Source organism: Photobacterium piscicola (assembly GCF_046058925.1).
GTDB lineage: Bacteria > Pseudomonadota > Gammaproteobacteria > Enterobacterales > Vibrionaceae > Photobacterium > Photobacterium piscicola.
This window is the reverse complement of the sequence record NZ_CP175534.1, coordinates 1-16,059: the sequence shown is the minus strand read 5'-3', so window position 1 is coordinate 16,059 and position 16,059 is coordinate 1. Positions and strand designations below refer to the sequence as shown.

Genomic DNA, 16,059 nt, shown 5'->3' with positions numbered 1-16,059 from the left:
TTTCCTTCTCATAAGAGAAGAGACGGACTCTGCAAACGCTTGAATGCGTGTTGAGAACAACTAGTTAGATTTTCCCAGATTGCTATTTATTGTCATAAGACAATAAATAAACCAGAATTTGCTTGGCGACCATAGCGTTATGGACCCACCTGATCCCATGCCGAACTCAGTAGTGAAACGTAATAGCGCCGATGGTAGTGTGGGGTCTCCCCATGTGAGAGTAGGACATCGCCAGGCTCAAATTTATGAAAGCCCGTTCAATGAACGGGCTTTTATTTCGCTCTTACTGATTGTAATGTGAGCGACGTCAACAGAAAGTTTTTACTTTTTAATCGATTGATAAAAAAGAATAAAATTTTGTCTTGACTGAATATCAGAAAAGCGTATTATACGCCACCTGACTTGCTGAAGCGTAATGCGCTAAGGCATTGAAAGTCAACGTTCTTTAACAATTTGACCATGCAATCTGTGTGGGCACTCGTTGAATAGTTAAGTCGAAAGATTTATCAATGAACTGAGTGACCAATACAAATAACTACGGTTATTTGGCACAGTCAATTCATTACCATTCTGTTGGAATGGTAATAGCTTTAAAATTACTAAGGTAGTTTTGAAGTCAGTATTCATTGAGCCGTCTCGAAAGAGACAACAAAACTTTAATTGAAGAGTTTGATCATGGCTCAGATTGAACGCTGGCGGCAGGCCTAACACATGCAAGTCGAGCGGTAACAGAAAGAAAGCTTGCTTTCTTTGCTGACGAGCGGCGGACGGGTGAGTAATGCCTGGGAATATACCCTGATGTGGGGGATAACTATTGGAAACGATAGCTAATACCGCATAATCTCTTCGGAGCAAAGAGGGGGACCTTCGGGCCTCTCGCGTCAGGATTAGCCCAGGTGGGATTAGCTAGTTGGTGGGGTAATGGCTCACCAAGGCGACGATCCCTAGCTGGTCTGAGAGGATGATCAGCCACACTGGAACTGAGACACGGTCCAGACTCCTACGGGAGGCAGCAGTGGGGAATATTGCACAATGGGGGAAACCCTGATGCAGCCATGCCGCGTGTATGAAGAAGGCCTTCGGGTTGTAAAGTACTTTCAGTTGTGAGGAAGGCAGTTAAGTTAATAGCTTGGCTGTTTGACGTTAGCAACAGAAGAAGCACCGGCTAACTCCGTGCCAGCAGCCGCGGTAATACGGAGGGTGCGAGCGTTAATCGGAATTACTGGGCGTAAAGCGCATGCAGGCGGTCTGTTAAGCAAGATGTGAAAGCCCGGGGCTCAACCTCGGAACAGCATTTTGAACTGGCAGACTAGAGTCTTGTAGAGGGGGGTAGAATTTCAGGTGTAGCGGTGAAATGCGTAGAGATCTGAAGGAATACCGGTGGCGAAGGCGGCCCCCTGGACAAAGACTGACGCTCAGATGCGAAAGCGTGGGGAGCAAACAGGATTAGATACCCTGGTAGTCCACGCCGTAAACGATGTCTACTTGAAGGTTGTGGCCTTGAGCCGTGGCTTTCGGAGCTAACGCGTTAAGTAGACCGCCTGGGGAGTACGGTCGCAAGATTAAAACTCAAATGAATTGACGGGGGCCCGCACAAGCGGTGGAGCATGTGGTTTAATTCGATGCAACGCGAAGAACCTTACCTACTCTTGACATCCAGAGAATTCGCTAGAGATAGCTTAGTGCCTTCGGGAACTCTGAGACAGGTGCTGCATGGCTGTCGTCAGCTCGTGTTGTGAAATGTTGGGTTAAGTCCCGCAACGAGCGCAACCCTTATCCTTGTTTGCCAGCACGTAATGGTGGGAACTCCAGGGAGACTGCCGGTGATAAACCGGAGGAAGGTGGGGACGACGTCAAGTCATCATGGCCCTTACGAGTAGGGCTACACACGTGCTACAATGGCGTATACAGAGGGCTGCAAGCTAGCGATAGTGAGCGAATCCCACAAAGTACGTCGTAGTCCGGATTGGAGTCTGCAACTCGACTCCATGAAGTCGGAATCGCTAGTAATCGTGAATCAGAATGTCACGGTGAATACGTTCCCGGGCCTTGTACACACCGCCCGTCACACCATGGGAGTGGGCTGCACCAGAAGTAGATAGCTTAACCTTCGGGAGGGCGTTTACCACGGTGTGGTTCATGACTGGGGTGAAGTCGTAACAAGGTAGCCCTAGGGGAACCTGGGGCTGGATCACCTCCTTACCTAAAGACTTATGCTGTTTTATGCAGTGTCCACACAGATTGCTTGGTAAAATTAGTTATTAGAAAATAGCGAAAGTGCTAATTAATGCAAACGCATTGATTAACGCTTTTGCGTTATGCTCTTTAACAATCTGGAAAGCTGACTAGTAAATTTAATCGAAAGATTAATTTTAAAAATGTTTTTATTCTTTGAATAAAAACGAGTTCTCAAAACAACACACATTCAAGTGTCTTGTATCGAGTCCGGCGAAAAACCAATGTTTAATATTTTCTTGATCGGAGTATTAAACGCAAACCTTGGTTGTTTGAACATACAAGACCTCTTGGGGTTGTATGGTTAAGTGACTAAGCGTACACGGTGGATGCCTTGGCAGTCAGAGGCGATGAAGGACGTATTAACTTGCGATAAGCCCAGATTAGGCAGTAAAAGCCTCTTGAGTCTGGGATTTCCGAATGGGGAAACCCACTTGCATAAGCAAGTATCATTAACTGAATACATAGGTTAATGAGGCAAACCGGGGGAACTGAAACATCTAAGTACCCCGAGGAAGAGAAATCAACCGAGATTCCGGTAGTAGCGGCGAGCGAAACCGGATTAGCCCTTAAGCTAGTTCTGCGTTAGGTGAAGGTTCTGGAAAGTACCGCGATACAGGGTGATAGCCCCGTAACCAAAAATGCATTATTAGTGAAATCGAGTAGGACGGGACACGTGATATCCTGTTTGAACATGGGGGGACCATCCTCCAAGGCTAAATACTCCTGACTGACCGATAGTGAACCAGTACCGTGAGGGAAAGGCGAAAAGAACCCCTGTGAGGGGAGTGAAATAGAACCTGAAACCGTGTACGTACAAGCAGTAGGAGCCCACTTGTTGGGTGACTGCGTACCTTTTGTATAATGGGTCAGCGACTTAATTTTAGTAGCAAGGTTAACCGTTTAGGGGAGCCGTAGGGAAACCGAGTCTTAACTGGGCGTCATAGTTGCTAGGATTAGACCCGAAACCGAGTGATCTAGCCATGGGCAGGTTGAAGGTGAGGTAACACTTACTGGAGGACCGAACCGACTAATGTTGAAAAATTAGCGGATGACTTGTGGCTAGGGGTGAAAGGCCAATCAAACTCGGAGATAGCTGGTTCTCCCCGAAAGCTATTTAGGTAGCGCCTCGGACGAATACTACTGGGGGTAGAGCACTGTTAAGGCTAGGGGGTCATCCCGACTTACCAACCCTTTGCAAACTCCGAATACCAGTAAGTAATATCCGGGAGACACACGGCGGGTGCTAACGTCCGTCGTGAAGAGGGAAACAACCCAGACCGCCAGCTAAGGTCCCAAAGTTATAGCTAAGTGGGAAACGATGTGGGAAGGCTCAGACAGCCAGGATGTTGGCTTAGAAGCAGCCATCATTTAAAGAAAGCGTAATAGCTCACTGGTCGAGTCGGCCTGCGCGGAAGATTTAACGGGGCTAAGCTATACACCGAAGCTGCGGCAATATGAACTTGTTCATATTGGGTAGGGGAGCGTTCTGTAAGCCGTTGAAGGTGCATTGTAAAGTGTGCTGGAGGTATCAGAAGTGCGAATGCTGACATGAGTAACGATAAAGGGAGTGAAAAACTCCCTCGCCGGAAGATCAAGGGTTCCTGTCCAACGTTAATCGGGGCAGGGTAAGTCGACCCCTAAGGCGAGGCCGAAAGGCGTAGTCGATGGGAAACGGGTTAATATTCCCGTACTTCTTATAATTGCGATGGAGGGACGGAGAAGGCTAGGTGAGCCTGGCGACGGTTGTCCAGGTCCAAGTATGTAGGCTGATGAATTAGGCAAATCCGGTTCATCTTAAGGCTGAGATACGATGTCGAGCTACTACGGTAGTGAAGTCATTGATGCCATGCTTCCGGGAAAAGCTTCTAAGCTTCAGATTATAAGAAATCGTACCCCAAACCGACACAGGTGATCAGGTAGAGAATACCAAGGCGCTTGAGAGAACTCGGGTGAAGGAACTAGGCAAAATGGTACCGTAACTTCGGGAGAAGGTACGCTCCTAGCGGTGATGAGACTTGCTCTCTAAGCTGCCGGGAGTCGCAGATACCAGGTGGCTGCAACTGTTTATTAAAAACACAGCACTGTGCAAAATCGAAAGATGACGTATACGGTGTGACGCCTGCCCGGTGCCGGAAGGTTAATTGATGGGGTTAGACTTCGGTCGAAGCTCTTGATCGAAGCCCCGGTAAACGGCGGCCGTAACTATAACGGTCCTAAGGTAGCGAAATTCCTTGTCGGGTAAGTTCCGACCTGCACGAATGGCGTAATGATGGCCACGCTGTCTCCACCCGAGACTCAGTGAAATTGAAATCGCAGTGAAGATGCTGTGTACCCGCGGCTAGACGGAAAGACCCCGTGAACCTTTACTATAGCTTGGCACTGAACATTGACCCTACATGTGTAGGATAGGTGGGAGACGTTGAAGCAACCGCGCCAGTGGTTGTGGAGTCAATCTTGAAATACCACCCTTGTATGCTTGATGTTCTAACGTTGACCCCTTATCGGGGTTACGGACAGTGCCTGGTGGGTAGTTTGACTGGGGCGGTCTCCTCCCAAAGAGTAACGGAGGAGCACGAAGGTGGGCTAATCACGGTCGGACATCGTGAGGTTAGTGCAATGGCATAAGCCCGCTTGACTGCGAGAATGACAATTCGAGCAGGTGCGAAAGCAGGTCATAGTGATCCGGTGGTTCTGAATGGAAGGGCCATCGCTCAACGGATAAAAGGTACTCCGGGGATAACAGGCTGATACCGCCCAAGAGTTCATATCGACGGCGGTGTTTGGCACCTCGATGTCGGCTCATCACATCCTGGGGCTGAAGTCGGTCCCAAGGGTATGGCTGTTCGCCATTTAAAGTGGTACGCGAGCTGGGTTTAGAACGTCGTGAGACAGTTCGGTCCCTATCTGCCGTGGGCGTTGGATGATTGAGAGGGGCTGCTCCTAGTACGAGAGGACCGGAGTGGACGAACCGCTGGTGTTCGGGTTGTATCGCCAGATGCATTGCCCGGTAGCTAAGTTCGGAATCGATAACCGCTGAAAGCATCTAAGCGGGAAGCGAGCCTCAAGATGAGTCATCCCTAGACCTTTAAGGTCTCTAAAGGGTTGTTGAAGACTACAACGTTGATAGGTCAGGTGTGTAAGTGCTGCGAGGCATTGAGCTAACTGATACTAATTGCCCGTGAGGCTTAACCATACAACACCCAAGGGGTTTTCCTTCTCATAAGAGAAGAGACGGACTCTACAAACGCTTGAATGCGTGTTGAGAACAACTAGTTAGATTTTCCCAGATTGCTATTTATTGTCATAAGACAATAAATAAACCAGAATTTGCTTGGCGACCATAGCGTTATGGACCCACCTGATCCCATGCCGAACTCAGTAGTGAAACGTAATAGCGCCGATGGTAGTGTGGGGTCTCCCCATGTGAGAGTAGGACATCGCCAGGCTCAAATTTATGAAAGCCCGTTCAATGAACGGGCTTTTATTTCGCTCTTACTGATTGTAATGTGAGCGACGTCAACAGAAAGTTTTTACTTTTTAATCGATTGATAAAAAAGAATAAAATTTTGTCTTGACTGAATATCAGAAAAGCGTATTATACGCCACCTGACTTGCTGAAGCGTAATGCGCTAAGACATTGAAAGTCAACGTTCTTTAACAATTTGACCATGCAATCTGTGTGGGCACTCGTTGAATAGTTAAGTCGAAAGATTTATCAATGAACTGAGTGACCAATACAAAATAACGTAAGTTATTTGGCACAGTCAATTCATTACCATTCTGTTGGAATGGTAATAGCTTTAAAATTACTAAGGTAGTTTTGAAGTCAGTATTCATTGAGCCGTCTCGAAAGAGACAACAAAACTTTAATTGAAGAGTTTGATCATGGCTCAGATTGAACGCTGGCGGCAGGCCTAACACATGCAAGTCGAGCGGTAACAGAAAGAAAGCTTGCTTTCTTTGCTGACGAGCGGCGGACGGGTGAGTAATGCCTGGGAATATACCCTGATGTGGGGGATAACTATTGGAAACGATAGCTAATACCGCATAATCTCTTCGGAGCAAAGAGGGGGACCTTCGGGCCTCTCGCGTCAGGATTAGCCCAGGTGGGATTAGCTAGTTGGTGGGGTAATGGCTCACCAAGGCGACGATCCCTAGCTGGTCTGAGAGGATGATCAGCCACACTGGAACTGAGACACGGTCCAGACTCCTACGGGAGGCAGCAGTGGGGAATATTGCACAATGGGGGAAACCCTGATGCAGCCATGCCGCGTGTATGAAGAAGGCCTTCGGGTTGTAAAGTACTTTCAGTTGTGAGGAAGGCAGTTAAGTTAATAGCTTGGCTGTTTGACGTTAGCAACAGAAGAAGCACCGGCTAACTCCGTGCCAGCAGCCGCGGTAATACGGAGGGTGCGAGCGTTAATCGGAATTACTGGGCGTAAAGCGCATGCAGGCGGTCTGTTAAGCAAGATGTGAAAGCCCGGGGCTCAACCTCGGAACAGCATTTTGAACTGGCAGACTAGAGTCTTGTAGAGGGGGGTAGAATTTCAGGTGTAGCGGTGAAATGCGTAGAGATCTGAAGGAATACCGGTGGCGAAGGCGGCCCCCTGGACAAAGACTGACGCTCAGATGCGAAAGCGTGGGGAGCAAACAGGATTAGATACCCTGGTAGTCCACGCCGTAAACGATGTCTACTTGAAGGTTGTGGCCTTGAGCCGTGGCTTTCGGAGCTAACGCGTTAAGTAGACCGCCTGGGGAGTACGGTCGCAAGATTAAAACTCAAATGAATTGACGGGGGCCCGCACAAGCGGTGGAGCATGTGGTTTAATTCGATGCAACGCGAAGAACCTTACCTACTCTTGACATCCAGAGAATTCGCTAGAGATAGCTTAGTGCCTTCGGGAACTCTGAGACAGGTGCTGCATGGCTGTCGTCAGCTCGTGTTGTGAAATGTTGGGTTAAGTCCCGCAACGAGCGCAACCCTTATCCTTGTTTGCCAGCACGTAATGGTGGGAACTCCAGGGAGACTGCCGGTGATAAACCGGAGGAAGGTGGGGACGACGTCAAGTCATCATGGCCCTTACGAGTAGGGCTACACACGTGCTACAATGGCGTATACAGAGGGCTGCAAGCTAGCGATAGTGAGCGAATCCCACAAAGTACGTCGTAGTCCGGATTGGAGTCTGCAACTCGACTCCATGAAGTCGGAATCGCTAGTAATCGTGAATCAGAATGTCACGGTGAATACGTTCCCGGGCCTTGTACACACCGCCCGTCACACCATGGGAGTGGGCTGCACCAGAAGTAGATAGCTTAACCTTCGGGAGGGCGTTTACCACGGTGTGGTTCATGACTGGGGTGAAGTCGTAACAAGGTAGCCCTAGGGGAACCTGGGGCTGGATCACCTCCTTACCTAAAGACTTATGCTGTTTTATGCAGTGTCCACACAGATTGCTTGGTAAAATTAGTTATTAGAAAATAGCGAAAGTGCTAATTAATGCAAACGCATTGATTAACGCTTTTGCGTTATGCTCTTTAACAATCTGGAAAGCTGACTAGTAAATTTAATCGAAAGATTAATTTTAAAAATGTTTTTATTCTTTGAATAAAAACGAGTTCTCAAAACAACACACATTCAAGTGTCTTGTATCAAATAAATGAGTCCGGCGAAAAACCAATGTTTAATATTTTCTTGATCGGAGTATTAAACGCAAACCTTGGTTGTTTGAACATACAAGACCTCTTGGGGTTGTATGGTTAAGTGACTAAGCGTACACGGTGGATGCCTTGGCAGTCAGAGGCGATGAAGGACGTATTAACTTGCGATAAGCCCAGATTAGGCAGTAAAAGCCTCTTGAGTCTGGGATTTCCGAATGGGGAAACCCACTTGCATAAGCAAGTATCATTAACTGAATACATAGGTTAATGAGGCAAACCGGGGGAACTGAAACATCTAAGTACCCCGAGGAAGAGAAATCAACCGAGATTCCGGTAGTAGCGGCGAGCGAAACCGGATTAGCCCTTAAGCTAGTTCTGCGTTAGGTGAAGGTTCTGGAAAGTACCGCGATACAGGGTGATAGCCCCGTAACCAAAAATGCATTATTAGTGAAATCGAGTAGGACGGGACACGTGATATCCTGTTTGAACATGGGGGGACCATCCTCCAAGGCTAAATACTCCTGACTGACCGATAGTGAACCAGTACCGTGAGGGAAAGGCGAAAAGAACCCCTGTGAGGGGAGTGAAATAGAACCTGAAACCGTGTACGTACAAGCAGTAGGAGCCCACTTGTTGGGTGACTGCGTACCTTTTGTATAATGGGTCAGCGACTTAATTTTAGTAGCAAGGTTAACCGTTTAGGGGAGCCGTAGGGAAACCGAGTCTTAACTGGGCGTCATAGTTGCTAGGATTAGACCCGAAACCGAGTGATCTAGCCATGGGCAGGTTGAAGGTGAGGTAACACTTACTGGAGGACCGAACCGACTAATGTTGAAAAATTAGCGGATGACTTGTGGCTAGGGGTGAAAGGCCAATCAAACTCGGAGATAGCTGGTTCTCCCCGAAAGCTATTTAGGTAGCGCCTCGGACGAATACTACTGGGGGTAGAGCACTGTTAAGGCTAGGGGGTCATCCCGACTTACCAACCCTTTGCAAACTCCGAATACCAGTAAGTACTATCCGGGAGACACACGGCGGGTGCTAACGTCCGTCGTGAAGAGGGAAACAACCCAGACCGCCAGCTAAGGTCCCAAAGTTATAGCTAAGTGGGAAACGATGTGGGAAGGCTCAGACAGCCAGGATGTTGGCTTAGAAGCAGCCATCATTTAAAGAAAGCGTAATAGCTCACTGGTCGAGTCGGCCTGCGCGGAAGATTTAACGGGGCTAAGCTATACACCGAAGCTGCGGCAATATGAACTTGTTCATATTGGGTAGGGGAGCGTTCTGTAAGCCGTTGAAGGTGCATTGTAAAGTGTGCTGGAGGTATCAGAAGTGCGAATGCTGACATGAGTAACGATAAAGGGAGTGAAAAACTCCCTCGCCGGAAGATCAAGGGTTCCTGTCCAACGTTAATCGGGGCAGGGTAAGTCGACCCCTAAGGCGAGGCCGAAAGGCGTAGTCGATGGGAAACGGGTTAATATTCCCGTACTTCTTATAATTGCGATGGAGGGACGGAGAAGGCTAGGTGAGCCTGGCGACGGTTGTCCAGGTCCAAGTATGTAGGCTGATGAATTAGGCAAATCCGGTTCATCTTAAGGCTGAGATACGATGTCGAGCTACTACGGTAGTGAAGTCATTGATGCCATGCTTCCGGGAAAAGCTTCTAAGCTTCAGATTATAAGAAATCGTACCCCAAACCGACACAGGTGATCAGGTAGAGAATACCAAGGCGCTTGAGAGAACTCGGGTGAAGGAACTAGGCAAAATGGTACCGTAACTTCGGGAGAAGGTACGCTCCTAGCGGTGATGAGACTTGCTCTCTAAGCTGCCGGGAGTCGCAGATACCAGGTGGCTGCAACTGTTTATTAAAAACACAGCACTGTGCAAAATCGAAAGATGACGTATACGGTGTGACGCCTGCCCGGTGCCGGAAGGTTAATTGATGGGGTTAGACTTCGGTCGAAGCTCTTGATCGAAGCCCCGGTAAACGGCGGCCGTAACTATAACGGTCCTAAGGTAGCGAAATTCCTTGTCGGGTAAGTTCCGACCTGCACGAATGGCGTAATGATGGCCACGCTGTCTCCACCCGAGACTCAGTGAAATTGAAATCGCAGTGAAGATGCTGTGTACCCGCGGCTAGACGGAAAGACCCCGTGAACCTTTACTATAGCTTGGCACTGAACATTGACCCTACATGTGTAGGATAGGTGGGAGACGTTGAAGCAACCGCGCCAGTGGTTGTGGAGTCAATCTTGAAATACCACCCTTGTATGCTTGATGTTCTAACGTTGACCCCTTATCGGGGTTACGGACAGTGCCTGGTGGGTAGTTTGACTGGGGCGGTCTCCTCCCAAAGAGTAACGGAGGAGCACGAAGGTGGGCTAATCACGGTCGGACATCGTGAGGTTAGTGCAATGGCATAAGCCCGCTTGACTGCGAGAATGACAATTCGAGCAGGTGCGAAAGCAGGTCATAGTGATCCGGTGGTTCTGAATGGAAGGGCCATCGCTCAACGGATAAAAGGTACTCCGGGGATAACAGGCTGATACCGCCCAAGAGTTCATATCGACGGCGGTGTTTGGCACCTCGATGTCGGCTCATCACATCCTGGGGCTGAAGTCGGTCCCAAGGGTATGGCTGTTCGCCATTTAAAGTGGTACGCGAGCTGGGTTTAGAACGTCGTGAGACAGTTCGGTCCCTATCTGCCGTGGGCGTTGGATGATTGAGAGGGGCTGCTCCTAGTACGAGAGGACCGGAGTGGACGAACCGCTGGTGTTCGGGTTGTATCGCCAGATGCATTGCCCGGTAGCTAAGTTCGGAATCGATAACCGCTGAAAGCATCTAAGCGGGAAGCGAGCCTCAAGATGAGTCATCCCTAGACCTTTAAGGTCTCTAAAGGGTTGTTGAAGACTACAACGTTGATAGGTCAGGTGTGTAAGTGCTGCGAGGCATTGAGCTAACTGATACTAATTGCCCGTGAGGCTTAACCATACAACACCCAAGGGGTTTTCCTTCTCATAAGAGAAGAGACGGACTCTACAAACGCTTGAATGCGTGTTGAGAACAACTAGTTAGATTTTCCCAGATTGCTATTTATTGTCATAAGACAATAAATAAACCAGAATTTGCTTGGCGACCATAGCGTTATGGACCCACCTGATCCCATGCCGAACTCAGTAGTGAAACGTAATAGCGCCGATGGTAGTGTGGGGTCTCCCCATGTGAGAGTAGGACATCGCCAGGCTAAAATTTATGAAAGCCCGTTCAATGAACGGGCTTTTATTTCGCTCTTACTGATTGTAATGTGAGCGACGTCAACAGAAAGTTTTTACTTTTTAATCGATTGATAAAAAAGAATAAAATTTTGTCTTGACTGAATATCAGAAAAGCGTATTATACGCCACCTGACTTGCTGAAGCGTAATGCGCTAAGACATTGAAAGTCAACGTTCTTTAACAATTTGACCATGCAATCTGTGTGGGCACTCGTTGAATAGTTAAGTCGAAAGATTTATCAATGAACTGAGTGACCAATACAAAATAACGTAAGTTATTTTGGCACAGTCAATTCATTACCATTCTGTTGGAATGGTAATAGCTTTAAAATTACTAAGGTAGTTTTGAAGTCAGTATTCATTGAGCCGTCTCGAAAGAGACAACAAAACTTTAATTGAAGAGTTTGATCATGGCTCAGATTGAACGCTGGCGGCAGGCCTAACACATGCAAGTCGAGCGGTAACAGAAAGAAAGCTTGCTTTCTTTGCTGACGAGCGGCGGACGGGTGAGTAATGCCTGGGAATATACCCTGATGTGGGGGATAACTATTGGAAACGATAGCTAATACCGCATAATCTCTTCGGAGCAAAGAGGGGGACCTTCGGGCCTCTCGCGTCAGGATTAGCCCAGGTGGGATTAGCTAGTTGGTGGGGTAATGGCTCACCAAGGCGACGATCCCTAGCTGGTCTGAGAGGATGATCAGCCACACTGGAACTGAGACACGGTCCAGACTCCTACGGGAGGCAGCAGTGGGGAATATTGCACAATGGGGGAAACCCTGATGCAGCCATGCCGCGTGTATGAAGAAGGCCTTCGGGTTGTAAAGTACTTTCAGTTGTGAGGAAGGCAGTTAAGTTAATAGCTTGGCTGTTTGACGTTAGCAACAGAAGAAGCACCGGCTAACTCCGTGCCAGCAGCCGCGGTAATACGGAGGGTGCGAGCGTTAATCGGAATTACTGGGCGTAAAGCGCATGCAGGCGGTCTGTTAAGCAAGATGTGAAAGCCCGGGGCTCAACCTCGGAACAGCATTTTGAACTGGCAGACTAGAGTCTTGTAGAGGGGGGTAGAATTTCAGGTGTAGCGGTGAAATGCGTAGAGATCTGAAGGAATACCGGTGGCGAAGGCGGCCCCCTGGACAAAGACTGACGCTCAGATGCGAAAGCGTGGGGAGCAAACAGGATTAGATACCCTGGTAGTCCACGCCGTAAACGATGTCTACTTGAAGGTTGTGGCCTTGAGCCGTGGCTTTCGGAGCTAACGCGTTAAGTAGACCGCCTGGGGAGTACGGTCGCAAGATTAAAACTCAAATGAATTGACGGGGGCCCGCACAAGCGGTGGAGCATGTGGTTTAATTCGATGCAACGCGAAGAACCTTACCTACTCTTGACATCCAGAGAATTCGCTAGAGATAGCTTAGTGCCTTCGGGAACTCTGAGACAGGTGCTGCATGGCTGTCGTCAGCTCGTGTTGTGAAATGTTGGGTTAAGTCCCGCAACGAGCGCAACCCTTATCCTTGTTTGCCAGCACGTAATGGTGGGAACTCCAGGGAGACTGCCGGTGATAAACCGGAGGAAGGTGGGGACGACGTCAAGTCATCATGGCCCTTACGAGTAGGGCTACACACGTGCTACAATGGCGTATACAGAGGGCTGCAAGCTAGCGATAGTGAGCGAATCCCACAAAGTACGTCGTAGTCCGGATTGGAGTCTGCAACTCGACTCCATGAAGTCGGAATCGCTAGTAATCGTGAATCAGAATGTCACGGTGAATACGTTCCCGGGCCTTGTACACACCGCCCGTCACACCATGGGAGTGGGCTGCACCAGAAGTAGATAGCTTAACCTTCGGGAGGGCGTTTACCACGGTGTGGTTCATGACTGGGGTGAAGTCGTAACAAGGTAGCCCTAGGGGAACCTGGGGCTGGATCACCTCCTTACCTAAAGACTTATACTGTTTTATGCAGTGTCCACACAGATTGCTTGGTAAAATTAGTTATTAGAAAATAGTGAAAGTGCTAATTAATGCAAACGCATTGATTAACGCTTTTGCGTTATGCTCTTTAACAATCTGGAAAGCTGACTAGTAAATTTAATCGAAAGATTAATTTTAAAAATGTTTTTATTCTTTGAATAAAAACGAGTTCTCAAAACATACACATTCAAGTGTCTGTGTTTGCTTTCACTTTTTAAAGTGAAGACAAATAAATGAGTCCGGCGAAAAACCAATGTTTAATATTTTCTTGATCGAAATGTTAAACGCAAACCTTGGTTGTTTGAACATACAAGACCTCTTGGGGTTGTATGGTTAAGTGACTAAGCGTACACGGTGGATGCCTTGGCAGTCAGAGGCGATGAAGGACGTATTAACTTGCGATAAGCCCAGATTAGGCAGTAAAAGCCTCTTGAGTCTGGGATTTCCGAATGGGGAAACCCACTTGCATAAGCAAGTATCATTAACTGAATACATAGGTTAATGAGGCAAACCGGGGAACTGAAACATCTAAGTACCCCGAGGAAGAGAAATCAACCGAGATTCCGGTAGTAGCGGCGAGCGAAACCGGATTAGCCCTTAAGCTAGTTCTGCGTTAGGTGAAGGTTCTGGAAAGTACCGCGATACAGGGTGATAGCCCCGTAACCAAAAATGCAGTCTTAGTGAAATCGAGTAGGACGGGACACGTGATATCCTGTTTGAACATGGGGGGACCATCCTCCAAGGCTAAATACTCCTGACTGACCGATAGTGAACCAGTACCGTGAGGGAAAGGCGAAAAGAACCCCTGTGAGGGGAGTGAAATAGAACCTGAAACCGTGTACGTACAAGCAGTAGGAGCCCACTTGTTGGGTGACTGCGTACCTTTTGTATAATGGGTCAGCGACTTAATTTTAGTAGCAAGGTTAACCGTTTAGGGGAGCCGTAGGGAAACCGAGTCTTAACTGGGCGTCATAGTTGCTAGGATTAGACCCGAAACCGAGTGATCTAGCCATGGGCAGGTTGAAGGTGAGGTAACACTTACTGGAGGACCGAACCGACTAATGTTGAAAAATTAGCGGATGACTTGTGGCTAGGGGTGAAAGGCCAATCAAACTCGGAGATAGCTGGTTCTCCCCGAAAGCTATTTAGGTAGCGCCTCGGACGAATACTACTGGGGGTAGAGCACTGTTAAGGCTAGGGGGTCATCCCGACTTACCAACCCTTTGCAAACTCCGAATACCAGTAAGTAATATCCGGGAGACACACGGCGGGTGCTAACGTCCGTCGTGAAGAGGGAAACAACCCAGACCGCCAGCTAAGGTCCCAAAGTTATAGCTAAGTGGGAAACGATGTGGGAAGGCTCAGACAGCCAGGATGTTGGCTTAGAAGCAGCCATCATTTAAAGAAAGCGTAATAGCTCACTGGTCGAGTCGGCCTGCGCGGAAGATTTAACGGGGCTAAGCTATACACCGAAGCTGCGGCAATATGAACTTGTTCATATTGGGTAGGGGAGCGTTCTGTAAGCCGTTGAAGGTGCATTGTAAAGTGTGCTGGAGGTATCAGAAGTGCGAATGCTGACATGAGTAACGATAAAGGGAGTGAAAAACTCCCTCGCCGGAAGATCAAGGGTTCCTGTCCAACGTTAATCGGGGCAGGGTAAGTCGACCCCTAAGGCGAGGCCGAAAGGCGTAGTCGATGGGAAACGGGTTAATATTCCCGTACTTCTTATAATTGCGATGGAGGGACGGAGAAGGCTAGGTGAGCCTGGCGACGGTTGTCCAGGTCCAAGTATGTAGGCTGATGGTTTAGGCAAATCCGGACCATCTTAAGGCTGAGATACGATGTCGAGCTACTACGGTAGTGAAGTCATTGATGCCATGCTTCCGGGAAAAGCTTCTAAGCTTCAGATTATAAGAAATCGTACCCCAAACCGACACAGGTGATCAGGTAGAGAATACCAAGGCGCTTGAGAGAACTCGGGTGAAGGAACTAGGCAAAATGGTACCGTAACTTCGGGAGAAGGTACGCTCCTAGCGGTGATGAGACTTGCTCTCTAAGCTGCCGGGAGTCGCAGATACCAGGTGGCTGCAACTGTTTATTAAAAACACAGCACTGTGCAAAATCGAAAGATGACGTATACGGTGTGACGCCTGCCCGGTGCCGGAAGGTTAATTGATGGGGTTAGACTTCGGTCGAAGCTCTTGATCGAAGCCCCGGTAAACGGCGGCCGTAACTATAACGGTCCTAAGGTAGCGAAATTCCTTGTCGGGTAAGTTCCGACCTGCACGAATGGCGTAATGATGGCCACGCTGTCTCCACCCGAGACTCAGTGAAATTGAAATCGCAGTGAAGATGCTGTGTACCCGCGGCTAGACGGAAAGACCCCGTGAACCTTTACTATAGCTTGGCACTGAACATTGACCCTACATGTGTAGGATAGGTGGGAGACGTTGAAGCAACCGCGCCAGTGGTTGTGGAGTCAATCTTGAAATACCACCCTTGTATGCTTGATGTTCTAACGTTGACCCCTTATCGGGGTTACGGACAGTGCCTGGTGGGTAGTTTGACTGGGGCGGTCTCCTCCCAAAGAGTAACGGAGGAGCACGAAGGTGGGCTAATCACGGTCGGACATCGTGAGGTTAGTGCAATGGCATAAGCCCGCTTGACTGCGAGAATGACAATTCGAGCAGGTGCGAAAGCAGGTCATAGTGATCCGGTGGTTCTGAATGGAAGGGCCATCGCTCAACGGATAAAAGGTACTCCGGGGATAACAGGCTGATACCGCCCAAGAGTTCATATCGACGGCGGTGTTTGGCACCTCGATGTCGGCTCATCACATCCTGGGGCTGAAGTCGGTCCCAAGGGTATGGCTGTTCGCCATTTAAAGTGGTACGCGAGCTGGGTTTAGAACGTCGTG

9 rRNA genes are annotated in these 16,059 nt (G+C 48.7%); all 9 read left to right on the top strand.

Going from position 1 to position 16,059, the window contains the following annotated elements:
- Positions 1–121: 121 nt before the first annotated feature.
- A 5S ribosomal RNA gene (rrf, locus tag ACJZU6_RS00045) occupies positions 122–237 on the top strand.
- Positions 238–657: 420 nt separating this feature from the next.
- Positions 658–2,202, top strand: a 16S ribosomal RNA gene (locus ACJZU6_RS00040).
- A 335-nt stretch (positions 2,203–2,537) separates the two neighbouring features.
- A 23S ribosomal RNA gene (locus tag ACJZU6_RS00035) occupies positions 2,538–5,431 on the top strand.
- 137 nt (positions 5,432–5,568) lie between these two features.
- A 5S ribosomal RNA gene (rrf, locus tag ACJZU6_RS00030) occupies positions 5,569–5,684 on the top strand.
- A 421-nt stretch (positions 5,685–6,105) separates the two neighbouring features.
- Positions 6,106–7,650 (top strand): 16S ribosomal RNA (locus ACJZU6_RS00025).
- 343 nt (positions 7,651–7,993) lie between these two features.
- A 23S ribosomal RNA gene (locus ACJZU6_RS00020) occupies positions 7,994–10,887 on the top strand.
- Positions 10,888–11,024: 137 nt separating this feature from the next.
- Positions 11,025–11,140: ribosomal RNA gene (rrf, locus tag ACJZU6_RS00015) — 5S ribosomal RNA — on the top strand.
- A gap of 422 nt (positions 11,141–11,562) precedes the next feature.
- Positions 11,563–13,107 (top strand): 16S ribosomal RNA (locus ACJZU6_RS00010).
- Between the two features lie 366 nt (positions 13,108–13,473).
- Positions 13,474–16,059, top strand: a 23S ribosomal RNA gene (locus ACJZU6_RS00005).
- Together the 16S, 23S and 5S rRNA genes form the textbook arrangement of a ribosomal RNA operon.